General features: G+C 70.3%; 23 protein-coding genes and 1 riboswitch. Of the genes, 1 reads left to right on the forward strand and 22 read right to left on the reverse strand.

What is annotated here, in order from left to right; all coding sequences use genetic code 11:
* Positions 1–134: 134 nt before the first annotated feature.
* Positions 135–926 (reverse strand): SGNH/GDSL hydrolase family protein, encoded by a 792-nt coding sequence (locus tag OG574_RS12220; RefSeq protein ID WP_227298375.1) that lies wholly within the window; start codon positions 924–926, stop codon positions 135–137.
* A gap of 205 nt (positions 927–1,131) precedes the next feature.
* Positions 1,132–1,938, reverse strand: coding sequence for a M23 family metallopeptidase (locus OG574_RS12225; protein ID WP_326773227.1), 807 nt, complete (start codon positions 1,936–1,938; stop codon positions 1,132–1,134).
* Positions 1,939–1,941: 3 nt separating this feature from the next.
* Positions 1,942–2,122, reverse strand: a riboswitch (cyclic di-AMP (ydaO/yuaA leader).
* Positions 2,123–2,530: 408 nt separating this feature from the next.
* On the opposite strand from OG574_RS12225, the gene OG574_RS12230 reads away from it, so the two are divergent.
* Positions 2,531–3,328: a tyrosine-protein phosphatase gene (locus OG574_RS12230; protein ID WP_326773228.1), complete on the forward strand. Its 798-nt coding sequence runs from the start codon at positions 2,531–2,533 to the stop codon at positions 3,326–3,328.
* Between the two features lie 30 nt (positions 3,329–3,358).
* Here OG574_RS12230 and OG574_RS12235 read toward each other — a convergent pair whose 3' ends face one another.
* From OG574_RS12235 to OG574_RS12325, 20 genes are all read right to left on the reverse strand, one after another.
* Positions 3,359–3,532 (reverse strand): DUF6126 family protein, encoded by a 174-nt coding sequence (locus OG574_RS12235; RefSeq protein WP_199841643.1) that lies wholly within the window; start codon positions 3,530–3,532, stop codon positions 3,359–3,361.
* Entirely contained in the window at positions 3,529–4,170 is a 642-nt protein-coding gene (locus tag OG574_RS12240; protein WP_326773229.1) for a helix-turn-helix domain-containing protein, read from the reverse strand. Before OG574_RS12240 ends, OG574_RS12235 begins: the two co-directional genes overlap by 4 nt.
* A gap of 114 nt (positions 4,171–4,284) precedes the next feature.
* The gene (locus OG574_RS12245) at positions 4,285–5,670 is read right to left on the reverse strand and encodes an aspartate aminotransferase family protein (protein WP_100591702.1); all 1,386 of its coding nucleotides are present in this window, start codon (positions 5,668–5,670) and stop codon (positions 4,285–4,287) included.
* Positions 5,667–7,580, reverse strand: a complete 1,914-nt coding sequence (gene dxs / locus OG574_RS12250) for a 1-deoxy-D-xylulose-5-phosphate synthase (RefSeq protein WP_326773230.1) — start codon at positions 7,578–7,580, stop codon at positions 5,667–5,669. Before dxs ends, OG574_RS12245 begins: the two co-directional genes overlap by 4 nt.
* 25 nt (positions 7,581–7,605) lie before the next feature.
* Positions 7,606–8,772 (reverse strand): flavodoxin-dependent (E)-4-hydroxy-3-methylbut-2-enyl-diphosphate synthase, encoded by a 1,167-nt coding sequence (gene ispG / locus OG574_RS12255; protein WP_326773231.1) that lies wholly within the window; start codon positions 8,770–8,772, stop codon positions 7,606–7,608.
* A gap of 7 nt (positions 8,773–8,779) precedes the next feature.
* Complete coding sequence (gene hpnH / locus OG574_RS12260) at positions 8,780–9,802, reverse strand: adenosyl-hopene transferase HpnH (RefSeq protein ID WP_100591699.1); 1,023 nt, start codon at positions 9,800–9,802, stop codon at positions 8,780–8,782.
* Between the two features lie 5 nt (positions 9,803–9,807).
* Positions 9,808–10,467, reverse strand: a complete 660-nt coding sequence (locus OG574_RS12265; RefSeq protein WP_326773232.1) for a phosphorylase family protein — start codon at positions 10,465–10,467, stop codon at positions 9,808–9,810.
* Positions 10,467–12,476, reverse strand: coding sequence for a squalene--hopene cyclase (gene shc, locus OG574_RS12270; protein ID WP_326773233.1), 2,010 nt, complete (start codon positions 12,474–12,476; stop codon positions 10,467–10,469). Before shc ends, OG574_RS12265 begins: the two co-directional genes overlap by 1 nt.
* A 104-nt stretch (positions 12,477–12,580) precedes the next feature.
* Positions 12,581–13,711: a polyprenyl synthetase family protein gene (locus OG574_RS12275; protein ID WP_100591696.1), complete on the reverse strand. Its 1,131-nt coding sequence runs from the start codon at positions 13,709–13,711 to the stop codon at positions 12,581–12,583.
* Entirely contained in the window at positions 13,708–15,123 is a 1,416-nt protein-coding gene (gene hpnE, locus OG574_RS12280) for a hydroxysqualene dehydroxylase HpnE (RefSeq protein WP_326773234.1), read from the reverse strand. The genes OG574_RS12275 and hpnE overlap by 4 nt, the downstream gene beginning before the upstream one ends.
* The gene (locus tag OG574_RS52755) at positions 15,120–15,269 is read right to left on the reverse strand and encodes a DUF6380 family protein (protein ID WP_442816816.1); all 150 of its coding nucleotides are present in this window, start codon (positions 15,267–15,269) and stop codon (positions 15,120–15,122) included. The genes hpnE and OG574_RS52755 overlap by 4 nt, the downstream gene beginning before the upstream one ends.
* Positions 15,269–16,219, reverse strand: a complete 951-nt coding sequence (gene hpnD, locus OG574_RS12285; RefSeq protein ID WP_100591694.1) for a presqualene diphosphate synthase HpnD — start codon at positions 16,217–16,219, stop codon at positions 15,269–15,271. Before hpnD ends, OG574_RS52755 begins: the two co-directional genes overlap by 1 nt.
* Positions 16,216–17,121: a squalene synthase HpnC gene (gene hpnC, locus OG574_RS12290; RefSeq protein WP_100591833.1), complete on the reverse strand. Its 906-nt coding sequence runs from the start codon at positions 17,119–17,121 to the stop codon at positions 16,216–16,218. Before hpnC ends, hpnD begins: the two co-directional genes overlap by 4 nt.
* Positions 17,122–17,547: 426 nt before the next feature.
* On the reverse strand, positions 17,548–18,345 hold the full coding sequence (locus OG574_RS12295; protein ID WP_227298363.1) for an ABC transporter ATP-binding protein: 798 nt from the start codon (positions 18,343–18,345) through the stop codon (positions 17,548–17,550).
* Positions 18,338–19,267, reverse strand: a complete 930-nt coding sequence (locus OG574_RS12300) for an ABC transporter permease (RefSeq protein ID WP_326773235.1) — start codon at positions 19,265–19,267, stop codon at positions 18,338–18,340. The genes OG574_RS12295 and OG574_RS12300 overlap by 8 nt, the downstream gene beginning before the upstream one ends.
* A gap of 96 nt (positions 19,268–19,363) precedes the next feature.
* On the reverse strand, positions 19,364–20,236 hold the full coding sequence (locus OG574_RS12305; RefSeq protein ID WP_383081764.1) for a glycosyltransferase family 2 protein: 873 nt from the start codon (positions 20,234–20,236) through the stop codon (positions 19,364–19,366).
* A gap of 8 nt (positions 20,237–20,244) precedes the next feature.
* The gene (locus OG574_RS12310) at positions 20,245–21,024 is read right to left on the reverse strand and encodes a CDP-alcohol phosphatidyltransferase family protein (protein ID WP_326773236.1); all 780 of its coding nucleotides are present in this window, start codon (positions 21,022–21,024) and stop codon (positions 20,245–20,247) included.
* On the reverse strand, positions 21,002–22,066 hold the full coding sequence (locus tag OG574_RS12315; protein WP_100591691.1) for an iron-containing alcohol dehydrogenase family protein: 1,065 nt from the start codon (positions 22,064–22,066) through the stop codon (positions 21,002–21,004). Before OG574_RS12315 ends, OG574_RS12310 begins: the two co-directional genes overlap by 23 nt.
* Positions 22,054–22,806, reverse strand: coding sequence for a phosphocholine cytidylyltransferase family protein (locus OG574_RS12320; RefSeq protein ID WP_326773237.1), 753 nt, complete (start codon positions 22,804–22,806; stop codon positions 22,054–22,056). The genes OG574_RS12315 and OG574_RS12320 overlap by 13 nt, the downstream gene beginning before the upstream one ends.
* The gene (locus OG574_RS12325) at positions 22,803–24,629 is read right to left on the reverse strand and encodes a DUF5941 domain-containing protein (RefSeq protein ID WP_326778443.1); all 1,827 of its coding nucleotides are present in this window, start codon (positions 24,627–24,629) and stop codon (positions 22,803–22,805) included. The genes OG574_RS12320 and OG574_RS12325 overlap by 4 nt, the downstream gene beginning before the upstream one ends.
* Positions 24,630–24,715 lie beyond the last annotated feature (86 nt).

The raw sequence follows: 24,715 nt of genomic DNA on the forward strand, positions 1-24,715 counted from the left end.
GGCGCGACGTCGGGCTCCCCATAGGGGGAGCACGGGGTGGCCCCCGGAGACAGGGAGCACGGGGTGGCCCCAGGGGAAATGCGCGGGGGAGCCGCCCCCAAAGGCAAGCTCCCCCATGACGCGCGCCGTTCCCGTCAGAGCGGCAGCAAGTCCGGCCGCTTCGCCGCCACATGATCCCCGGACGACTCGCCCCGCAGCCGTCGGCCGATCCACGGCACCAGGAACTCCCGTGCCCAGTGGATGTCGTCGCGCCGCACCTCCAGCGTGCCGCGCGGCGGCTGCGCCGGCCACGGCTGGTCCGGGTCCGCCGGCACCTCGACGCCGAGCGCCTGCCCCGCCCGCAGCGCGACCCGCGTGTGCCCCTCGGGCGAGAGGTGCAGCCGGTCGTCGTCCCAAGCACGGCGGTCCTGGACGGTCTTGAGGGACCACAGGTCGAGCACCGGGCAGCCGTAGCGGTCGGCGACCGCGCGCACATGCCCGTTGTACGTCGCAATCTTGCCGCGCAGATGCTTGAGGACCGGGACGTCCCGGGTGTCGAAGCCGGTGGTCACCATGACCGTGCCGACGGCGGAGGTCAGCCGGGCCACGGCCTTCTCGAAGCGCTCCGCGACGTCGTCGGGGTCGGTGCCGGGACGGATGATGTCGTTGCCGCCGGCGGCGAAGGTCACCAGGTCCGGGGCGAGTTCCACGGCGCGCGGGAGCTGGTCCTCCACGATCTGGTCGAGGAGCTTGCCGCGCACGGCGAGGTTCGCGTACCGGAAGGAGTGCTCGGGGGTCCGGTCGTCCAGGAGGACGGCGAGACGGTCGGCCCAGCCCACGAAGGCCCCGTCCGGACCGGGGTCCCCGACGCCTTCGGTGAAGCTGTCCCCCACCGCCGCGTAGGACCGAATCGTGCCGCCGCTGAGTGATCTCGATTCGTTTGCCACGACCACACATCTTTCACCCTGCGATGTGACCTACGCGACCGTAGGAAGGGGTTGACGGGGCGTGATATAGCCCACCTGGTCAGTTTCGCGATTTCAGGAATACGACGGGGATGCGGAGGAGGCTGCGCCGAAGGGGCGGGCCCGGAACCGGACCCGCCCCTTCACGTCACACCGTCAGGGTCGGAACGACGTCACATCGTCGGAGTCAGAGCGAGACCCCGTGCGCACGGAGGTACGCGACCGGGTCCACGTCCGAGCCGTAGCTCGGGGTGGTGCGGATCTCGAAGTGCAGGTGCGGTCCCGTGACATTGCCGGTCGCGCCGGAGAGGCCGATCTGCTGGCCCTCGGTCACGGTCTGCCCGGACGAGACGGAGAGGGACGACATGTGGGCGTACTGCGAGTACTTGCCGTCGGCGTGCTGGATGACGACCTCGTTGCCGTACGCGCCGTCAAGGCCGGCCGACACGACGGTACCCGCGGCGATGGCCTTGAGCGGGGTGCCCGTCGGGATCACGAAGTCGACACCGGTGTGGTAGCCGCTGGACCACATGGCGCCCGCGGTCTTGTACGCCGTACCGATGGAGGCGCCCTGGACGGGCAGCGTGTAGCCGGCACCAGTGGTGGTCGCCGCCGCGGCCTTGGGCGCGGAGGCCTGAGTGGCGGTGGCCGCGGCCTTCTGGCCGATCGTCAGCTTCAGGCCCGGGTGGATCACGGACGGGTCGCCGCCGATGACCGAGCGGTTGTCGGAGTAGAGCTTCTTCCAGCCGCCGCTGACGTTCTGCTCGTCGGCGATCTTCGAAAGGGTGTCCCCGCCCTTGACGGCGTAGGTCTTGGCAGCGGCGGGAGCGGCCGCGGCCTTCACGACCGAGTGAGCGGCCGCGGGAGTCGCGGCGTGGGCGCCGGTGGCACCCATCAGCGGCAGCGCGAGCGCGGCGCCACCCACTCCGGCAACGACGATCACGCGTGCGAAGCCCTGGGACTTGGGACGGCGGTGCTTACCCTTCGCGGGCATGGGGATTCCTCTCCGTCGCCTGCGAGGTGAGCTGTCGGGTTCGGGCTGGAGCTGCCCGGCCGTGCCCCTTTCGGGCACGGCTTCACCCCGAGCCGTGGCCGGTGTGCCGGATACGGCGGTCTACCTGGGTCCCCCGCTCCTGCCGAGCACGGATCGATGTGCGGATTCCGGGCGGCGGCAGGATGAGGCGGTCCGTCCGGATTGCGCTGAACGTAAGCGAGCGGGGAGCGCGGGGACAAGGCGCGAAATCCCTTGGACAGCCCGGTTCTTGATCCTTAAACGGCGTTTTCCGGAAAAGGACGTCACGCTCCGTCTATTTACGATCTTTGCGACTGCGATACCTGCTGGAAATACATTCGGCTCCGCCGCCACACACGGTCACCGCTATGACCCTGCTCACCTATCGGCTACCATATGGTGCCATTTCAGAGTTAGTTACCCCGTACGCCATGATTGCCTATCTATCGGTTCATTTCGGGCATTCGATACGCAATCGCCTGCCGCCTCTCACATGGTTGCCCCTGGCAGCCATGTCGTATCGTCGAAGGCGCCCGCAGGCGAGCAGCGCCGCGGCCGACCGGGAGGAGCCCCCGTGACGCAGCAGGTCCCGTCCACCGAGCCCGAGTTGGCCGGAGTGCGCAACTTCCGCGATGTGGGTGGCCTCCCGACTGTGGACGGCCGTCGGGTCAAGCAGGGCGTGCTGTTCCGCAGCGGTCACCTCGCGCACGCCACGGATGAGGACGCCGCGTTCCTCTCCTCGCTCGGGCTGCACACGATCTTCGACTTCCGCAACGCCGCCGACCAGCGCCTCGAAGGCCCTGACGTCACGCTGCCCGGCGTGCGGAACGTGAACCTGCCGCTGACCGACCCCGCGGACGGGGCCGAGTTCTGGCAGATGGTGCGCGACGGCAACCTCGACGAGCTGCGCGCCGCCCTCTCCGAGGGCCAGGCCGCGGACCGCATGATCACGTCGTACCGGGCGATCATCGCGGAGCGCACCGCCGAGCACAGCCAGGTGCTGCACTCCCTCGCCGAGGACAGCGTGCCCGCGCTCATGCACTGCGCGGCCGGCAAGGACCGCGCGGGCCTCTCGATAGCGGTCACGCTCCTGGCCGTGGGTGTGGAGCGCGACGCCATCGAGGCGGACTACCTGGAGTCGAACGCGGCACACCGCCGCTACAAGGTGCACCGCAGCAGCGCCTCGAAGGACGCGATGTCCCCCGAGGTCATGGAGCTGCTGAGCCCCCTGTTCGACGCCCGCGCCACATACCTGGCCGCCGCCTTCGAGACGGTCGCAAAGACGTGGGGTTCCACCGACCGCTACCTGGAGGAGGGCCTCAAGCTGTCCCCCGCCCAGCGCGAGCGGCTGCGCGAGCGCCTTCTCGACTGAGGCCGGGACCGACAGGCCGAGTGAGGGGCGTCACCCTCGTGACGCCCCCAGCGTGAAGAGCAGATAGATGAAGCCCGCGACGAGGTGCCCGGCGAAGACGTAGACGAGCAGGCGCACCCAGATGCCGCGCGGGAGCTTGTCCTCGATGTCACGCCGGGCGGGCTGCCGCTCGGGCTCGGTCACGTCGTTGGGCTCTGCGCTCATCGAGGGCCTCCCTGGGGCCGTTCGCCGCCGCCCGCCGCCGGGCCGAGACACAGCGCGGCGGACGGGCTCTGCAGCAGGGTGTGTACGAAGAGGAGCTCGGCGCCGTCGCGGTCGGCGGCGGCGATCCGGTGCGGGGTGAGCGAGTCGAAGTGCGCGCTGTCCCCGGGCGCGAGCGCGTACGCGGTGTCCCCGAGCCGCAGCCGCAGCCGCCCTTCGAGGACGTACAGCCACTCCTCACCGGGGTGGACGCGCACGATGTCGCCCTGGGCGCCGAACGGCACATGGACGCGCAGCGCCTGCATGCCGCGCCCCGGGGCGCCCGCCTGCCGGTAGATCCAGCCGCCCGCCTCGGTGGCCTCCATGTCTCCGGAGCGCACGACCGCGTCCCTGTCGGCGGGCGTCTCGCCCAGGAGTTCGGAGACCGTCGTACCGTAGGTGCGGGCGAGAGCGAGCAGCATCGGGAGCGAGGGCTGACGGCGGCCCGTCTCCAGACGGGAGAGGTGCGCGGGCGAGAGCCCGGCGGCACGGGCCGCGGCCTCCAGGGTCAAGGCGGCGCGGCGCCGTAGTTCGCGCAGCTGCGGGGCGACGGCGGGCAGCTCCGTGGGTTCCGGAGCCGGCTCAGGAGGGGCAGGGCTCATACCGTCGATTGAGCCAGAGTCGTACCTCTGGGGCAAATTTATTGCCCCAGAGGCAAACAGCGTCGCCCTTCCAGAGGCACCCGGACGAATCCGAGCGGTGCCCCTACGAAGCGGTCAGCGGTTGGCGACCGCCTGCTTCACCAGCGTCTTGCCGAAGTCCCACATCAGCCCGCCGCCCGAGTGCGCGTCGTCCATGACGGCGGTGAACGCCTCGACGAAGCGGTCCACCTCGTGCTCCCCGATGATCAGCGGCGGGATCAGCTTGATGACCTCCAGATGGTCGCCGGAGACCTGCGTGAGGATCCGGTGCTTCTGGAGCAGCGGCACGACGACCATCTGCGCGAAGAGGCCCTTGCGCGCGGCCTGGAGCATCGTCCAGCGGCTGCGCAGCTTCAGCGACTTCGGCCGCCCGAACTCGATGCCGATCATCAGGCCGCGGCCGCGTACGTCGCTCAGCAGCTCGTAGCGGTCGACGAGAGCGGCGAGCCGGGACTTCAGGAGCTCACCGGTCGCCCGGGCGTTCGCGACGACCTCCTCGTTCTCCATCACGGAGAGCACGGCAAGGCCCGCGGCCATGGCCTGCGCGTTCGAGCCGAAGCTGGCCGAGTGCACGAGGACCCGGTCCATGGACGAGTAGACCTTCTTGAAGATCCAGTCCTTGCCGAGGGTGGCGCCGACGGGCACATAGCCGCCGGAGAGCGCCTTCGCCACGCAGACGAGGTCGGGTTCGACGCCCTCGTCGTGCTGGTAGGCGTAGAAGTCGCCCGTCCTGCCGAGGCCCGTCTGCACCTCGTCCGCGATGAGCAGAGCCTTGTGCTGGTGGAGCAGCTCCTGGGCGGCGCGCAGATAGCCGGGCGGCGTCCCGTGGACGCCCTTGCCCTGGATGGGCTCGACGATCAGCCCGGCCACGTCGCCCTTCGCGAGCTCCGCGCGCAGGGCGTCGAGGTCGCCGAGCGGCACGGCGGTGTCCGGCAGGAGCGGCGCGAAGCCGTCCCGGAATCCGGACTCGCCGTTCACGGACAGAGACCCGGTGGTCAGCCCGTGGAAGGCGTGTCCGCAGTACAGGACCCTGGGCCTGCCCGTGGCGTACCGGGCGAACTTCAGCGCCGTCTCGACTGCCTCCGTGCCGCTGTTGCCGAAGAAGACCCGGTCCAGGTGCGGGCTGTGCGCGAGGAGCCGTTCGGCGAGCAGGCCCGGCAGCGGCTGGCAGTCGAAGCGGGTGAGGTCGGCGAGTGAGGCGTCGAGGACGTCGTGCAGCGCCTTGCGGACGACGGGGTGGTGCCGGCCGAGGCCCATCACACCGAACCCGGCGAGCATGTCCAGGTAGTCGTTGCCGTCCTCGTCCCAGAAGTAGGCGCCTTCCGCCCGCTCGTAGACCTTGTCGAAGCCGATGGTGTGCAGCATGCGCGGGAGCTGGTGGTTGAGGTACTTGGCGTGCAGCTCGTAGCGCTCGGCGCCGCGGTCGGCCAGGAGTCTTGCGAGATCGAACTCCTTGCTCATACGTCGTCGCTCTCCTTGCCGGCCACGAGGGCCGCCGTCTCGGCCCTGCGGGCCATGCTGGTGCCGATCCGCCCGGCGATCTCGACAGGCGTGAGCCCGATGTCCGCGAGCACTTCACCGCGCTTGGCGTGCGCGAGGAACTGGTCGGGGATCCCGAACCGCCGTACGGGTACGTCGACTTCGGCCTCGCCGAGCGCGAGCGCCACGGCGGAGCCGACGCCGGCCGCCTTGCTGTTGTCCTCGACGACGGCGACGAGCCGGTGCCGTGCCGCGAGCGGCGCGAGGTCCGGGTCGACGGGTTTGACCCAACGCGGGTCCACGACCGTGCAGTTGATGCCGCGCGCTGCCAGGAGTTCCGCGACCTGGAGGCACACCGGCGCCATCACGCCGACGGAGACCAGGAGTACGTCGGGGTCGTCGGCCCGGTGCAGTACGTCGAGGCCGCCGATCCGGTCGACCGCCGGGATCTCGGGGCCGACGGACTCCTTCGGGAAGCGGATCAGTGTCGGGGCGTCGTCCACGGTGACTGCTTCCCGGAGCTGGGCCCGCAGTTGCTCGGCGTCGCGGGGTGCGGCGATGCGCAGGCCCGGTACGACCTGGAGGACGGACATGTCCCACATGCCGTTGTGCGAGGCACCGTCGACGCCGGTCACGCCCGCCCGGTCGAGGACGAAGGTCACGCCGCAGTTGTGCAGCGCCACATCCATGAGGAGCTGGTCGAAGGCACGGTTGAGGAAGGTGGCGTAGACGGCGACGACCGGGTGGAGGCCACCCGTCGCGAGTCCGGCCGCCGAGACCGCCGCGTGCTGCTCGGCGATCCCCACGTCCCACACCCGGCCGGGGAACTCCTCGGCGAACTTGGTGAGTCCGACCGGGTGCAGCATCGCCGCGGTGATCGCCACGACGTCGTCGCGCTCCCGTCCGATGCGGGCGATCTCGTCGCCGAACACCGAAGTCCAGGAAGGGCCGTTGGACGGTGCGAGCGGCTCGCAGGTGAGCGGGTCCATCACGCCGACGGTGTGGAACCGGTCGGCCTCGTCCGCGAGGGCGGGCTCGTAGCCGCGGCCCTTCTCGGTGAGGCAGTGCACGAGCACGGGCCCGTGGAACCGTTTCGCACGTCGCAGCGCGGACTCGACCGCGCAGAGGTCGTGCCCGTCGATGGGCCCCACGTACTTGAGACCCAGGTCCTCGAACATGCCCTGGGGCGCGAAGGCGTCCTTGAACCCCTTCTTGGCGCCGTGCAGGGACTCGTACACGGTGTGTCCGATGACCGGGGTGCGCAGGAGGACGTCCTTGCCCCAGGCCAGGACCTTCTCGTAGCTGTCGGTGGTGCGCAGGGCCGCCAGGTGGTTGGCGAGTCCGCCGATGGTCGGGGCGTACGACCGTTCGTTGTCGTTGACGACGATGATCAGCGGGCGGTCCTTGGCGGCCGCGATGTTGTTGAGCGCCTCCCAGGCCATGCCGCCGGTGAGCGCCCCGTCTCCTATGACGGCGACGACGTGGCCCCGCTCGCCCAGGACCTGGTTGGCCTTGGCGAGGCCGTCCGCCCAGCCGAGCGCGGTGGACGCGTGGCTGTTCTCGATGACGTCGTGCTCGGACTCCTCGCGCGAGGGGTAGCCGGACAGGCCCCCCTTCCCGCGCAGCTTCGAGAAGTCCTGACGACCCGTCAACATCTTGTGCACGTAGCTCTGGTGGCCGGTGTCCCACAGGATCCGGTCGACCGGCGACTCGAAGACCCGGTGCAGGGCCATCGAGAGCTCCACCACCCCGAGGTTGGGTCCCAGGTGGCCGCCGGTCCTCGCGACCGCGTGGATCAGGAACTCCCTGATCTCCGCGGCCAGTTCGCCGAGCTGTTCCTCGCTCAGCGCCTTCAGATCGCGCGGCCCCCGGATGCTTTCCAGAATTGTCACGCTCGGGCCCCCTCTCCGGTTGTCCTCAGCTCACGGTGACGTCGGGAGCGCCCGAGGCCACCCCGGCGTCCGTCATCTGCTCGGCGATCTTCATCGCCTCTTCGATGAGGGTCTCGACGATCTTCGACTCGGGGACGGTCTTGATGACCTCGCCCTTCACGAAGATCTGGCCCTTGCCGTTGCCCGACGCGACGCCGAGATCCGCCTCGCGCGCCTCGCCGGGACCGTTCACCACACACCCCATGACGGCGACCCGAAGGGGCACCTCCATCCCGTCGAGGCCCGCGGAGACCTCGTCGGCCAGCTTGTAGACGTCGACCTGCGCCCGCCCGCACGACGGGCACGACACGATCTCCAGGCGCCGCTCACGCAGCCCCAGCGACTCCAGGATCTGGATGCCGACCTTGATCTCCTCGACCGGCGGCGCGGACAGCGAGACGCGGATCGTGTCGCCGATCCCCTCACTCAGCAACGCGCCGAACGCGACGGCGGACTTGATGGTGCCCTGGAACGCCGGGCCCGCCTCGGTCACACCCAGATGCAGCGGATAGTCACTGGCAGCGGCGAGCTGCCGGTAGGCGTTCACCATCACCACGGGGTCGTTGTGCTTGACCGAGATCTTGATGTCGCGGAACCCGTGCTCCTCGAAGAGGGACGCCTCCCACAGCGCCGACTCGACGAGCGCCTCGGGCGTCGCCTTCCCGTACTTCTTCAGCAGCCGGGCGTCCAGGGAACCTGCGTTGACCCCGATACGGATGGGGGTGCCGTGGTCCTTGGCCGCCTGCGCGATCTCCTTGACCTTGTCGTCGAACTGCTTGATGTTGCCCGGGTTCACCCGGACCGCCGCGCAGCCCGCCTCGATGGCGGCGAAGACGTACTTCGGCTGGAAGTGGATGTCCGCGATGACGGGGATCTGCGACTTCCTCGCGATGGTCGCGAGCGCGTCGGCGTCGTCCTGCGTGGGGCACGCCACCCGCACGATCTGGCAGCCGGACGCCGTCAGTTCGGCGATCTGCTGCAGCGTGGCCCCGATGTCCGAGGTCCGTGTCGTCGTCATCGACTGCACGGACACCGGCGCTCCGCCCCCCACTGCCACCGGCCCGACGTGGATCTGCCGACTCGTTCTGCGGTCGGCGATCGGTCGGACCGGCAGCGAAGGGAGCCCCAGTGAGACGGGCTCTCCCGAGGTCATGTCCGTGTCACCCGCGGTTTCCGGAGACGGTCTCGCGGGCGGCGCGGATGGACTCCTTGAGCGAGCCCATCGTGGCGAGGACGGCCGTCGGCTCGTAGCCGCAGTGCGCCATGCAGTTGTTGCAGCGCTCGTCCTTGCCACGCCCGTAGGCGTCCCAGTCGGTCTTCTCGATGAGGTCCTTGTACGTGGTCACGTACCCGTCCGCCATCAGGTAGCAGGGCTTCTGCCAGCCGAAGAGCGAGTAGTTCGGGATCGCCCACGCCGTGCACGGGAAGTCGACCTTGCCCTCGAGGAAGTCGAGGAACAGCGGCGAGTGGTTGAGGCGCCAGCGGCGCCTGTTGCCGCCCGCGAAGGCCTTCTTGAAGAGTTCCCGGGTCTGCTCGACGCCCAGGAAGTGCTCCTGGTCGGGCGCCTTCTCGTAGGCATAGGCGGGCGAGAGCATCATCTCGTCGACCTCGAGGTCGTCGTTGAGGTAGTTCAGGACCTCGATGATGTTCTGCGGGGTGTCCGTGTTGAAGAAGGTGGAGTTCGTGGTGACGCGGAAGCCTCGCTTCTTGGCCTCCTTGATCGCCTCCACCGCCTCGTCGAAGACGCCTTCCTTGGCGACGGACTCGTCGTGACGCTCGCGCATCCCGTCGATGTGCACCGTGAAGGCGAAGTACGGCGAGGGCGTGAACTTGTCCATCTTCTTGCGCATGAGCAGCGCGTTCGTGCAGAGGAAGACGTACTTCTTCTTCGCCACCAGCTGCCGGACGATCTCGTCGATATGCGGGTGCATCAGCGGCTCGCCGCCGGCGATGGACACCATCGGCGCGCCGGACTCCAACACGGCGCCCACGGCCTGCGCCACGGGCATCCGCTGCTTGAGCACTCCGGCGGGGTGCTGGATCTTTCCGCAGCCCTCGCACTTGAGGTTGCAGGCGTACAGCGGCTCCAGTTCGACAATGAGCGGGAACTTGTCGCGCTTGCGAACCTTCTGTTCAATGAGGTACGTCGCGACCTTGATGGACTGACGAAGCGGCATGGCCATCTGGCTCACCTCCGGGGGAGCAGCAAAGAACGGTGCCATTCGAAAAATGCGGGAAGCACGGCACGAAGAACGCGGAAAGCCGATATTCCACCGCGCACCGTGCTGATACGGACGAGTTCATGTTCTGGAGCGTCCACGACCACCCGTACGGCCGCAACCGGGCGCGGGCCCCGCGCGGCCGCCGTGCGCAGCGTGGCCGCCGACTCCATGTCCACGGCGATCGCGCCCGTGGCGAGCAGGTCGCCGCGCTCGTGGCCGCGCACGACATGGTCGGAGCCGGTGAGCGGGCCGGTGTGCACGGTCCGTCCCGGTACCGCCCTGACCAGCTCCTTGACGAGAAGTTCCGTGCCGGTGCACGGCGTGGGGCCGTACGGGTCGCGGGTCTCCTCGGCGACGACCAGGTCGCCCGGGTGCATGCCGGGGGCGAGGCCGGCGCAGAAGCCGGTCGCGACGACGGCCGCGTCGTGCAGGACGGGGTCCTCGAGGGCCTTGGCCACGGACCGCTCGGCCGCCCTGGGTCCCATGCCGGTGCGCAGCACGGTGACGTGGGCCGGTGCTCCGGTGCGGGCGCCGGTGCGCAGGGCGAAGTACTCGATGCCGAGCGCGCAGGCGACCAGCAGCGGGGCGGCGTCCGGCGGGCGCGGGGCCGCCGGTGATCCGGTCATCAGCTCCCCTTGCCCGTCAAGGCCGCCTGATCGGCGAACGGCTCCCCGTGGACATACCGGCCGAGTGCCGTGAGCGGGAAGACGTGGCGGTAGAGGTGGTAGTTGATCGAGAAGTCCCATGGGAAGCCGGTGCCGGTGAAGTACGGCTCGTCCCAGGTGCCGTCCTCCAGCTGGGTCTCGGTCAGCCAGGCGACTCCTCGCTCGACGGCCTTGGAGTCCCGCTCCCCCGCCGACAGGAGCGCCATCAGCGCCCAGCCGGTCTGCGAGGCGGTCGAGACGCCGTGGCCCTTCCAGTCCTCGTAGCGGTAGGAGCGCAGGTCCTCGCCCCAGCCGCCGTCGTCGTTCTGGACAGATTCGAGCCAGGCGACGGCGCGGCGGACGGCGGGGTGTGAGGGGGGCAGCCCGGCGGCGGTCAAGGCGGGCAGCACCGACCCTGTCCCGTATACGTAGTTGACGCCCCAGCGGCCGAACCAGGCTCCGTTCGGCTCCTGTTCGGCGAGCAGCCACTCGATGCCGCGCCGGGTGCGCGGGTCGTGCGACATGCCCTCGACGGCGAGCATCTCCACCACGTGCCCGGTGACGTCCGCGGACGGGGGGTCGATGACCTCGCCGAAGTCGCAGAACGGCAGCCGGTTCGGGAACGGGCTGGTGTTGTCGACGTCGAAGGCGGCCCAGGCGCCGTTCTTCGACTGCATGCCGAGGTTCCAGCGCACCCCCCGCTCGATGGCCTTCTCCATGCGCGTCCGGTCCGGGTGCCGGACGCGGCGCAGCGCGAGGACGACCTCGGCGGTGTCGTCGATGTCGGGGTAGTTGTCGTTGTGGAACTCGAACGCCCAGCCGCCGGACGCTAGTTGGGGCCTGCGGACGGACCAGTCGCCGGGCCGGTCGATCTGCTCCCGGAGCATCCAGTCGGCGGCCTTGACGAGCCGGGGGTGGTCGGCGGGCAGGCCGGCGTCGGCGAGGGCGATGACGGCGAGACAGGTGTCCCACACGGGCGACTGGCAGGCCTCGATCATCCGGGCCCCGTCCTCGCGCCACACGGCGAACCGGTCGAGGGACTCCAACCCCGCCTTCATCACGGGGTGTTCGAGGTCGTAGCCGAGGAGGTGGAGGGCGATGACGGAGTACACCGCCGGGGGCTGGATGCCGCCCCAGCAGCCGTCGTTCTCCTGGCGCTCGATGATCCAGCGGGCGGCCGAGTTCATGGCCGCCTTGCGCAGCCTGCGCGGCGCGACCTTGCGGTACAGGTGCATCGCCTTGTCGAGCCGCTCGAAGGCGCCGTCCCAACTCGCCACGGGGGCAAGGGGCTTGGCCGGGTTGGGGTTCCGCGCGTCGGTGTGGAGCTCGTCGAGCGGGAAGGGCGCGGGCCGTACCGGGCGCTTCGCGGAGACGACCGTGAGCGGCACGATGGTCTGGCGGGCCCAGCAGCCGAAGTCGTAGATGTTGAGCGGCATCCACTTCGGGAAGTAGAGGAGTTCCGGGGGCAGTTCGGGCAGGTCGTCCCACTTCCACCAGCCGAACAGGGCCAGCCAGATGCGGGTGAAGACGCGGCTCGCGGCGATCCCGCCCCGCTCCCGGATCCAGGCGGAGGCCTTCGCCATGTGCGGCTCGTCGGGGGCGTCCCCGGCCAGGCGCAGGGCCACGTACGCCTCGATGGTGGTGGAGAGTTCGCCCGGGCCGCCGTGGAACGTGGCCCAGGTGCCGTCGTCGCGCTGTTCACCTCGGATGAAGAGCCCGGCGGCGCGGGTGGTCGCCTCGTCCCCGATCCCGAGGAACTGGCGCAGCAGCAGGTCCTCGGCGTCCATCGTGACGTTCGTGTCGAGGTCCCCCTTCCACCAGCCCTGTGCGTCCTGCCGGGCGAGCAGGAAGTCCGTGGCGCGCTGGACGGAACGGGTGGCGGCGTCGTGCGTCCCGGCCGCCCCGGGGCTCGTGTCGGTCAATTGGGCAGTGGTGGCCGAGGTCGCGCCGGGAGCTGCCGCTCCGCTGCTTCCGTCGGTCGTCGCTGTCATGGCTTCCCCTTCGTGCAGTGCTCGATCTCTGCTGGGTCCGCCGTCGGCCGATGCCCTGGATGGACACCGGCCGGCGACTGCGAGTCATATGCGGCCGATAGTGATCATCTCTTTCGTACGACGACGAAGTCCGCGAGCGCGACGAACTGCGCCCGTACCTGATCCTGCATCTGGACGGAGTCCAGGGCCTCGATGGCGACGGCGTACTGCCGGCGCGCCTCCTCGGCGGTCCAGTCGCGGCCGCCGGCCTCCTCGATGAGGGCGGCGCGGGCCGCGAACTCCTCCTCGGAGAAGGTGTCGAAGTCGCTGCTCTTGGCGTCGGCGGCGAGGAGTTCACCGAGCCGCTCGGACGCGGGGCCGCCCGCGGCGAGCGCGGCGACGACGGGCAGTGACTTCTTGCGCTGGCGCAGATCGCTCCAGGTCTGCTTGCCGGTGGCCTCCGGGTCGCCCCAGATCCCGAGCAGGTCGTCGACGGCCTGGAAGGCGAGACCGAGGTGGTAGCCGTACTTCTCCAGCTGGTCCGCGGTCCGGTCGTCGGCGCCGCCGAGCACGGCGCCGATGGAGGAGGCGCAGGCCAGCAGGGCGCCGGTCTTGTTGCCCTCCATCTCCAGGCACTCCTCGACGGTGACCCGCTCGCGGTGCTCGTAGCTGATGTCCTGCGCCTGCCCGTCGATGAGGGCGCGCGAGGCGGAGGTCAGGCGACGCGTGGCACGGCCGGCCTCGACGGTGCCGAGTTCGAGGAGCACCTCGTTGGCGAGGGCGAAGAGCGCGTCGCCGACGAGGATGGCCTGCGCCGGGCCGTGCACCTTCCAGACGGTGTCCCGGTGGCGGCGCTGTTCGTCGCCGTCCATCAGGTCGTCGTGCAGGAGCGAGAAGTTGTGCACCAGCTCGACGGCGACCGCGCCGGGCACACCCACCTCGGGTGCCGCGCCCGGGACCTGGGCGGACAGCACGGCGAGCGCGGGGCGTACGGCCTTGCCGCCGTCGCCCTCGGATGGATTGCCCTGCGCGTCGATCCAGCCGAAGTGGTAGGCGGCGACGGTGTCCATCGGGTGTGCGAGGCGGTCCACGGCGGCCCGCAGCACCGGGGTGGCCAGGGTCCGGCCGCGCTCGAGCAGCGCGGTCACGTCCACCGCGTCGGCAGCCGGTTCGGCCGAGGGCACAGCGGGCACAGGGTCTCCTTTTGTTGCGTCGCCGGGGGCCGGATGGTCCGCCCCCTGGAGATCGAGCTTCATGCCGCCTCCCGGAACAGATGACCGCGTGGGCGGTCGAGTGCGGCGAGAGCGGCATCGGCGGCGCTGACACCGCTGCGTACCGCGCTTTCCATGGTCGCGGGCCACCCGGTGGCGGTCCACGCGCCGGCCAGGTACAGGCCGGGGGCGTTGGTGCGGGCCGTGGGCCGCAGCGCGCCGACGCCGGGGGCCGGCGCGAAGGTCGCCGTGCGCTCCCGGGTGACGAAGAAGTCGAGTACCTTCGCGCCCCGGGCGGCGGGCAGCAGCCGCTCGAACTCGGGCAGGTAGCGCTCGCGGAGCACGGCGACGGGCTCGTCGATCTCGTCCTGCGCGGCGGACTGGGACACGGCGAGGTACTGCCCCTCGGTGAGTCCGGAGGCTTCCGTGCGGTCGAAGACCCACTGCACGGGCGAGCCGAGCGCAGTGAAGAAGGGCCGCTTGAGGACCTTGCGGTCGTAGACGACGTGCAGGTTGAGGATCGGCGCGGTCCCGATGGCGAGCAGCCGCTCGGCGTCGTCGAGCGCGCCGTCGGGCAGCAGGTCGTACGTCTCGCGCTGGGGCACGGCGAGGACGACGGTGTCCGCCGTGATCCGCTCGCCGAGAACCTCCACGCTCCAACGTCCGTTCTCGGTACGGGAGATGGAGGTGACGCGTGCACGGAGTTCGGTGCGTACGCCCGCGGAGTCGAGCGCCTTGCGGGCGAGAGTGTCGTGGAGGTCACCGAGGGGGACGCGCGCCCAGCCGATGTCGGCCGCGCCCGGTTCGGACAGCAGCCCCGTCTTGAACACCATGGCGGCGAGCCCGAGCGAGGACTCGCCGGCGACGGCATTCAGGGTGGCGACGCCCACCAGGTCCCAGAGGGCCTCGATGGCGCGGCGCGACTGGCCGTGCTCGGCCAGCCAGCTGCCGAAGTCCCGTTCGTCCAGGGCCGGATCGCCCAGGTCGAGCCCCTTGAGGGCGAGCGCGGCACGCCCTACGTTGGCGCGCTCGGCGAGCGAGAGATGCGGATACGTGGCGAGGCTCGCGGCGAGATGCAGCGGCACGGGCAGCGCGGTGCGGCGCAGTCTGCCGAGCCGGTTCCTGTCGGCGTCGAGTACGGGTACGTCGAGACGTTCCTGCAGGGGCGACAGGGCCGTGCCGTCGATGCGGTCGAGGAACCAGCGGTAGGCGGTGCAGCAGCGCAGGTACACATGCTGGCCGTTGTCGATGGTGAGGTCACCGCGCTTGAAGGAGAACGCGAGGCCGCCCAGCCTCGGGCGTCCTTCGAGCAGGGTGACGTCGAGGCCCGCGTCGGCGAGCGCGAGGGCGGCCGTGGACCCGGCGAGACCTCCGCCGACCACGACCGCGGTCTGCCGTCCGGTGCCGCCGGCGGTGTTCGCTCCCGGCCCGTCGGGCCGCATGTTCCCGTCGCTCATGCGCCCTCCCCTTCGGCCGCTCCGTCAGTGTGCGCGCGATGGTTGAAAGACGCACGGCAGGCCGCTGAAGTCATGGACGCCGCGTCGGCGTGGAGGGTTGCCCGCCGTTTCCCGTCGGTGCGGACCGCTCTGTCGGACGCGCTCATCAGACACGCCTCCTGAGGGACTGCCGGGAGACGCTGCGGGCGTCGAGTCCGGACAGGCCGCGCACGGCGACGTAGGCCTTCTCGCGCCCGGGGAGCGAGACGCGGCCGCGCAGGACGGCCTCGGGCTCGCGTTCGATGCGGTCGAGCAGGCGCCGGTAGATGCCGGCCATGGCGGCGACGCAGGCGCCGCTGCGCCGGTCGAGAAGCGGAAGCAGCCGGTATCCCTCGGCGAACAGGGCGCGGGCGCGGCGCACCTCGAAGTGCACGAGGCCCGCGAAGTCCGAGCCCGCCGGGGGCGTCGGGGCGTCGAAGCCGGCCGAGCAGCCGAACTTGGCGAGGTCGTCGGCCGGCAGGTAGGTGCGCCCGTCCGCCGCGTCCTCCCGCACGTCGCGCAGGATGTTCGTGAGCTGGAGCGCGAGCCCGAGCGTGTCCGCGTACTCGGAGGCGCGCTCGGCGCCGCGCGCGCCCGGCTCGGTGCCGAAGATGCCGAGCGAGACCCGGCCGATGGCGCCGGCGACGCAGCGGCAGTAGACCTTGAGGTCGTCCCAGGTCTCGTACGTCTCGCCGCGCAGGTCCATCAGGACACCGTCGATGAGCTCGTCGAGGCCGCCGAGCGGGATCGGGAACCGGTGCGCGGCATGCGCGAGGGCCACGCCCACCGGGTCGGTGTCGTCCTCCGCCACATCGCCGTCACGGACCCGGGCGAGCAGCGCCCGGGTCTCGTCGAGCCGGTCGGCCTTGACGTCCGGCGGCAGCCCTCCGTCGCCGATGTCGTCGACACGGCGCGAGAACGCGTACACCGCCGACATGGCCCGCCGCTTGGCCGTCGGCAGCAGCCTGATGCCGTAGGCGAAGTTGCGCGCCTGCTGTCCGGTCACGGTCTCGCAGTAGCTGTATGCGGCGAGTACCGCTGCCGACACGTGCTGGTCTGACTCCACGGTCCGGCTCACCCCTCTCCTCGCAGAGTCGCTCCCACCTCACGCAGCAACCGGAGCTTGGTGGGCTTGGGCGGTCCAGGAAGTACGTCGTACGAAACGGCGGCGATCGCGGTGACCGCCGCCTTCCCCCCTGCCACGAACCCGGCAAGCAGCAGCTTCAGCCTGCCGTGGACGCTACCCACGAGGGGGGTGCCTTCATTCAGGAGACCGAGGGCGCGTTCGGCCTCGAACGCGACCAGGGCGCGCACCGATGCGCCCGCCGTGGGTGCGGCGAGATCGGACTCCTGGACGTGGAACTGTTTCATGTCTTCGGCGGGCAGATAGATCCGCCCCTGCCGTAGGTCCTCGCCGACGTCCTGAAGGTGTTCGACGATCTGCAGGCCGGTGCACACGGAATCCGAGAGGCGGATGCGCTCGGGGGTCGCCGTGCCGGTGATCGCGAGGACGAGGCGGCCGACCGGGTTGGCGGAGAGCTCGCAGTAGGCCAGCAGGTCGTCGTACGTCTCGTAGCGCGTGACCAGCTGGTCCTGGCGGTTGGCCTGGATGAGGCCGAGGAAGGGTTCGGGGGTGAGGCCGCGGCGGTGCACGGTGGGCTGCAGGGCGCGCAGAAGGGGATGACGGGGGGTGGAATCGAACACCCGGTGAAGGTCAGCCTCGAAGGCGTCGAGCAAAGCCAGTCGGTCGTCATCGGCCCGTTCGGGTGACACGCCCAGGAGGCGGGCGTCGGCGCCGCCGGGAGCGAGGTCGCCGTCACCGATGTCGTCGACGAGGCGGGCGAAGCCGTAGACCGCCATGAGGTCGTCGCGCCAGTCCCGGGGCAGGAAGAAAGGGGCCACCGGAAAATTCTCGTCGGCGGCCTTGTCGAGTGTCGCCCCGGCCGGGGACCCGGCGGGCGCTCCCGATGATCCCGTCACCACGCGCTGCCCGGTACTAGGACGGCGAGAGCATCGTGGAGCTGGAGAGTTTCCATAGCCATTGCCGTCACATCTCCCGTTCTACACTGCTGACCCAAAACATCCCATTTCGGACACGCCGCCCAGTCTCACGCGCGGCAGACCGACCCCCGAGTCAGGGTGTCGCGCATTATCGCCCCTTTGCCGCGAATCGGCACCGGTACAGCTTACGTTGTACAACCGGCCCCGCCCCGGCGGGGTTTCCCGCAGATCACAACAACACACCGATCGGCCCCAAGATTCCCTGCACGCAAGGAAGTTGACCTCCGCTTGACCTCAGCGGGAATTAATTGCCATCTACATGCATGCCAAGGCCCCGCCGAAGATATCCCGGCGGGGCCTTGGACGCGAAAACGGGTGCGAAGGGTTGCCCGGGGGGCGCCCGGACTACTTGCCCGTGAACTTCTCGTACTCCTTGAGTACCTCAGCTGTCGGTCCGTCCATACGCAGCTCGCCGCGCTCCAGCCAGAGCACACGGTCGCAGGTGTCGCGGATCGACTTGTTGTTGTGACTGACGAGGAAGACCGTGCCGGCCTCCTTGCGCAGCTCCCGGATGCGGGCCTCGGAGCGCTTCTGGAACTTGCGGTCACCCGTGGCCAGGGCCTCGTCGATCATGAGGACGTCGTGGTCCTTCGCGGCCGCGATGGAGAAGCGCAGCCGCGCCGCCATACCGGAGGAGTAGGTGCGCATCGGGAGCGTGATGAAGTCGCCCTTCTCGTTGATGCCCGAGAAGTCGACGATCTCCTGGTAGCGCTCCCGGATCTGCTCGCGGGACATACCCATCGCGAGCCCGCCGAGTATGACGTTCCGCTCGCCCGTCAGGTCGTTCATGAGCGCCGCGTTCACACCGAGGAGCGAGGGCTGGCCGTCGGTGAAGACCTTGCCCTTCTCCGCCGGCAGGAGCCCGGCGATGGCACGCAGCAGGGTCGACTTGCCGGACCCGTTCGAGCCGATCAGGCCGATGGCCTCGCCGCGGTACGCGGTGAAGGTGACGCCCTTGACGGCGTGCACCTTGCGGACGCCGCGCTCCTCGCCGCGCTTGACGATGCGGCTCAACGCGGAGGTCGCGCTGCCCTTGCCCGTCTTGGCGCCGTTGACGCGGTACACGATGTGCAGCCCGTCCGCGATGACGGTCGGGATGTGTCCCTTGCCTGCGTTCTTGCCCAGGATGTCTTCGTCAGCCACGGCCGTACCGCTCCTCGGACTTCCAGAAGTAGACGAAGCCGCCGGCGGCGACCAGTACCGACCAGCCGACCGCGACCGCCCACACGTGCGGCGGCAGGTTCCCGGAGTCGTATCCGTCGATGAGCGCGAAGCGCATCAGGTCCATGTAGATGGCGGCGGGGTTCCACTGCAGGATGTCGGCGACCCACGCGGGCTTGTCGGCCAGCATGATCGGGATGGAGAACATCACGCCGGACGCGTACATCCACGTACGCATCACGAACGGCATGAGCTGTGCCAGGTCCGGGGTCTTCGAGCCCAGCCTCGCCATGATCAGCGCGAGTCCGGTGTTGAAGAGGAACTGGAGCGCGAGCACCGGGATGATCAGCAGCCAGGACAGACCCGGGTAGCTGCCGAAGCCGATCGCGACGATGAACAGGACGATCATCGAGAACAGCAGCTGCTGGAGCTGCTGGAGCGCGAACGAGATCGGCAGCGAGGCCCGTGGGAAGTGCAGGGCGCGCACCAGGCCCAGATTGCCCGAGATCGCCCGCACGCCCGCCATCACCGAGCTCTGCGTGAAGGTGAAGACGAAGACGCCCGTGACCAGGAACGGGATGTACACGTCCATCGACATGCCCCGGCTGGCGTGCAGGATGAGGCCGAAGATGAGGTAGTACACGGCCGCGTTCAGGAGCGGCGTCGCCACCTGCCAGAGCTGGCCGAGCTTGGCCTGGCTGTACTGGGCGGTGAGCTTCGCCTGTGAGAAGGCGAGGATGAAGTGACGCCGGCCCCACAGCTGGCTGACGTACTCGAACAGGCCGGGCCTGGCGCCACTGACGGTCAGACCGTACTTGGCGGCCAGGTCGGCCGGGGAGAGCCCCTCATCGGGCGACGGACGCGCGGTCACCGCGACACCGCCGTCATGCGTTGTCTCACTCACTAGTGGAAACTTTCGTCTTCAAAGTGCGCAGCCGGTCGGGCATAGGCAGGAGCCAGGGACCGGGGTACGGGCCGAATGCTCTCAGACACGAGCTTGTCAGATAATGGGAGGTCGGCCCAGTCGGGTCAGGCGCCACACCGTACGCCACTTCATGGGACGCCTGGGGCCGCACGGGCTCGTCCAGCCTTCCTTGAACCCGCCGAACCAGGCCTTCAGCGCAGGTCCGGAGGGTCGGCGGGCGAGCGTGAGGAGCAGCCAGACGCCGAGGTAGACGGGGACGATGAGCGCGGGCAGATTGCGGCGCGCGAGCCAGACCCGGTTCCTGGCGACCATGCGGTGGTAGACCGCGTGCCGGGAGGGGGCCGTCGTCGGGTGGTGCAGCACCATGTCCGCGCGGTAGTCGATCATCCAGCCCGCGTCGAGGGCACGCCAGGCGAGGTCGGTCTCCTCGTGGGCGTAGAAGAACTCGTCGGGCAGGCCGCCGACCTCCGCGATCACGCGGGTGCGCACCGCGTTGGCGCCGCCGAGGAACGTGGTGACGCGCGAGGAGCGCATCGGGTCGGCGGCGCGCAGGCGCGGGACGTGGCGGCGCTGGGTGACGCCGGTCTCCGGGTCGGCGATCCGGAAGCTGACGATGCCCAGCTTCGGGTCGGACTCGAAAGCCTCGCGGCACAGCTGAGCGGTGTCCGTCTTCGGCAGGAGACCGTCGTCGTCGAGGAAGAGCAGCACGTCCACGTCGGAGCCCGAGGGCCCGAAGGCCTCGATGCCGACGTTGCGGCCGCCCGGGATGCCGAGGTTCTCGGGCAGTTCGACGGTGCGCACACCGGCGGGGACGTCCGGGACCGGGGAGCCGTTGCCGACCACGACCACGTCGACCCGGTCGCCGTCCTGCTTGGCGACGGAGTCGAGGAGGGCGCGCAGCTCCTCGGGGCGGTTGCCCATGGTGATGATCACCGCGCCGACCTTCATCGCCGTACTCACTTGAGCCTGCTCGACGCCAGGATGGACACCAGGTGCAGCACGGTCTGGAGCAGCGCGATGCCGGCCAGGACCGCGACACCCAGGCGCGTGAAGAACAGGTCGCCCCGGATCTGGTCGACGATCGCGAGGACCAGGATCAGCAGCGATGCCTCGATGCCGAGGATGAGGCGGTGGAACTTCAGCGCGGACGCCGCCTTGCGGGCAAGCGCCATGCCGGAGGCCTTGATCTCGGAGGCGGACTCCTTGACCTGCTCCCGGCCGTTCTGTGCGCGGGCCACGCCGACCAGGTCCGTCTCGGCCTTGATCAGGATGGCGCCGAGCGCGGCGAGCGTGCCGAGGAAGGCCCACAGCCAGTCGATCCGGCCGGAACCCCACAGGTCGGCGGCGCGCAGACCGAAGCCGACGAGGACCGCTGCGTCGGTCAGGTACGCGCCGACGCGGTCCATCCAGACGCCGGCGAGCGAGTACTGCTTGCGCCACCGGGCGATCTCGCCGTCGACGCAGTCGAGCAGCAGGTACAGCTGGACCGCGACGACGCCGAGGACGGCGCCCCAGATGCCCGGGATCAGCAGCGCGGGGGCCGCGAGGACACCGCAGACGGACATCAGGTAGGTCAGCTGGTTAGGGGTGACCTTGGTGTTCACGAGGTGGCGGTCCACACGCAGCGAGATCTCGCGCATGTAGAGCCGCCCGCCCCAGTGCTCGCCGCTCCGCCGGTCCTTCACCCCCGCGGGGTGAACGACCGGGCGGAGCTCAGCTACCGATGGCTTTTGCATAGTCGGCGTAGGCGTCCCTGATCTGGTCGGTGGACAGATTGAGGTGCTCGAGGATCGTGTACCGGCCCGGACGGGTCTGCGGCGCGAACTCCACGACCTGGACGAACTCGTCCACGGTGAAGCCGATCTCCTCGGGGGTCACGGGCAGGCCGTGCCTGCGCAGGACCTCGACCATGTACAGCGACTCCTCGCGCGCTCCACGGAGGAACATCGCGAAGGCCGCGCCCAGGCCGCACTGCTCGCCGTGGCTCGCGGCGCGCTTGGGGAAGAGGAGGTCGAAGGCGTGGTTGATCTCGTGGCAGGCGCCGGAGGCCGGACGGGAGTCGCCCGACACCGACATCGCGATACCGGTGAGGACCAGGCCCTCGGCCAGGACCTGGAGGAACGCGTCGTCCCCCACGCCGCCGGGGTGGCGCAGCACGGCCTCGCCGGCCTGGCGCGCCATGGCGGCGGCGAGGCCGTCGATGTCCTCGCCACGCTCACGCGCGGCCAGCTCCCAGTCCGCGATCGCGGAGATGTTGGACAGGGCGTCGCCGATGCCGGAGCGCACGAAGCGGACCGGGGCCTCACGGATGATGTCGAGGTCGATGACCACGGCGATCGGGTTCGGCACACCGTACGAGCCGCGGCCCGCGTCGTTGTCGAGCGTCGCGACCGGCGAGCACAGACCGTCGTGCGACAGGTTCGTCGCGACGGCGACCAGCGGCAGGCCGACGCGCGCCGCGGCGAACTTGGCGCAGTCGATGATCTTGCCGCCGCCGAGGCCCACGACCGCGTCGTAGCGGCCCTTCTTGATGGCATCGGCGAGCTTGATCGCGTCGTCCAGCGTCCCGCCGCCGACCTCGAACCACTCCGCACGGGGCAGCTGCGGCTCGAGGCGCTTGCGCAGGACGGCGCCGGAGCCACCGCTGATCGCGATGGCCAGGCGTCCGGTGGACGAAGAGATCCGCTGGTCGGCGAGAACGGTCGCCAGGTCGTCGATCGCCCCCGCCCGGATGTCGACGACAACCGGCGAGGGGATGAGCCTCGTCAGTACTGGCACGCGATAACACGTCCCTTGGCGAGGTCGTCGTGGTTGTCGATCTCGACCCACTTGACGTCGCCGATCGGGGCCACATCGATCTTGAAGCCGCGGTTCACGAGCTCCTGGTAACCGTGCTCGTAGAACTGCTGCGGGTCCGTCTCGAAGACGGTCTTGAGCGCGTCGGCGAGCTCGTCGGCCGCCTCGCCCTCGATGAGCGTGACGCCGATGTACTCACCGGTCGCCTCGGCCGGGTCCATCAGCTTGGTGATCTTCGTCATGCCGCCCTCGGGGCCGACGACGACCTTCATCTCCTCGTCGGCGAGGGACTTCACCGTGTCGAGGGCGAGGATGATCTTCTTGCCGTCGCCGCGGGCGGCGAGCAGCGTCTTCTCGACGGAGACCGGGTGCACGGTGTCGCCGTTGGCGAGGATCACCGAGTGCTTGATCGCGTCACGGCCGCACCACAGGGAGTAGGCGTTGTTCCACTCCTCGGCCTTGTCGTTGTCGATCAGGGTGATCTTGACGCCGTACTTCTGTTCGAGCGCCTCGCGACGCTCGTAGACGGCCTCCTTGCGGTACCCGACGATGATCGCGACCTCGGTCAGACCGATCTCGGCGAAGTTGCCGAGCGTCAGATCGAGAACCGTGAGGCTCTCCTCGTCACCCTCGGGGCCGACCGGCACCAGGGCCTTGGGCAGGGTGTCGGTGTAGGGACGCAGACGCCGTCCGGCGCCGGCAGCCAGCACGAGGCCGATCATGCGGGTTCTCCTTCATCGTGTACGGCGGGTGCGCCGCGCCTGTGGGCGGTCACCCAGTAGCGGATGCTCTCGACGAGCACCACCAGTGCCACGGCCACGGCGCAAGCCGTGAGCGCGACAGTGAAATCTGTGTTGGTGAGCAGTGCGGCGATCACCGTGACCACCAGCGTCCTGCCCTCGTGCCCGCCGATCGCCCGGACCAGCCAGCGCGGGGGCGCGCCGGTGCCGCCGCGGATGCGGTACACCGTGTCGTAGTGATGGTAGGCGACCGCGGCCACCAGTCCGAAAGCCGCCGGCAACGCTCCGTTTACGTCCGCTTTCGCTGCGATCAGCAGGATCGTGCCGTATTCGGCGGCGCGGAAGACGGGCGGGACCAGCCAGTCGAGGGGGCCCTTGAGGGGGCGCGAGACGGCCGCGGCGGAGGTCAGCGCGTAGACGGCGGCGCCGAGGACGGGCCACCAGCTGCCGTAGTCCGACAGCGCTGTGGCGAGTACGAGGACCAGGGCGCCGAGCGCGGCGACGGCCGGGGCCGTGTGACGAGGCACACCGCGCACCGCGCGCTGGAGGAGTTCGCTCAGCGGGCCGCCGTCGGAGAGCTCCGCGAGGGCCTGCGCGGCCCGGTCCGTGCGGGTGGCCCGGCGGGTCAGCGAGCGCAGGACGCGGCCGGCCGTGGTGTACGTCGCCGCGAGGGCGCAGCCGATCAGCAGGACGATGAACGTGACGCGCGGCGTCGTCAGCGCGGTGAGTACCGCGATCAGGGCCCAGCGTTCGCCGATCGGCAGAACTATCATCCGGCGCACCCAGACCGTCCACCCGACGCTGTCGAGCTTGTCCGAGAGGGCCGCGGTGGGGCTGGTGTTCGCCGTCGCGTCGTGGTTCGCCTCGTTGAAGGAGAAGTCCACGACATGGCGGCAGGTCTGCAGGACCATCGCGCCGAGCGCGAGCGCCCACACGTCGTCACCGCCGCGGGCCGCGCCGAGCGCGAGGCCCGCGTAGTAGGCGTACTCCTTGGCCCGGTCGAAGGTCGCGTCGAGCCAGGCGCCGAGCGTCGAGTACTGCAGGGAGTAGCGGGCGAGCTGCCCGTCCGTGCAGTCCAGGACGAAGGAGAAGAGGAGCAGCAGGCCCGCGGCGACGAAGCCGGGGCGGGTGCCGGTGGCCGCGCAGCCCGCCGCGATCAGCGCGGTGACCAGGGAGGCGGTCGTCACCTGGTTCGGGGTGAAACCGCGCCGGGCGCACCAGCGCGCGATGTAGCGGGAGTACGGGCTGATGCAGTAGGTCGTGAAGAAGCCGTCGCGCGCCTTGACCGCCGTACGCAGCCGGATCGCCTCGTCGTCGACGGCGGCGACCGCCTGGCGGGCCTCGTTGCGGGCCTGCGGGTCGGCGGGCACGGCGGCGACGAGCTCACCGAGCTCGGGCCGGTGCACGTCGGTGCCGTACGCCGCTGCCAGGCGCTCGGCGACGCGGTCGGCGAGCACACCGGCCAGGGTGCCGGCCCGCGCGCCGAAGTCCGCCGCGGACGGCCCTTCGGCGGTGTCACGCAGGGCGCCGGTCAGCGCCTCGCGAGCCGCGGGCTGTACGGAGACGGCTCCGGGAACGGCCGAGGCGGCGAAGCGGGGGTCGGTGAGGCCGAGGCGCAGGGCGTGGGTGTGGCCCACGAAGCCCGCGTCGACGAGCGCGACCCGCTGTCCTGCCGGGACCGCGGCGAGCGCCGTCCCTGCCTGTGCGGCGTCCGGGGCGAGCCGCACGTCGAAGCCGAGTGCCCGCAGCTCGCCCTCGAGCGACGACCCGGGTACCGGCTGACCGGTGACGATGGCGGTCGACAGACGAACTCACTCCTTGGATTGCCTGCACGCCGGCGCAGCGGGCACAGGCGTGATGGGGGCGCCCCGGGCCTGGTGCGGCCGGGCGG

The sequence above is a fragment of the Streptomyces sp. NBC_01445 genome (genome assembly GCF_035918235.1).
GTDB lineage: Bacteria > Actinomycetota > Actinomycetes > Streptomycetales > Streptomycetaceae > Streptomyces.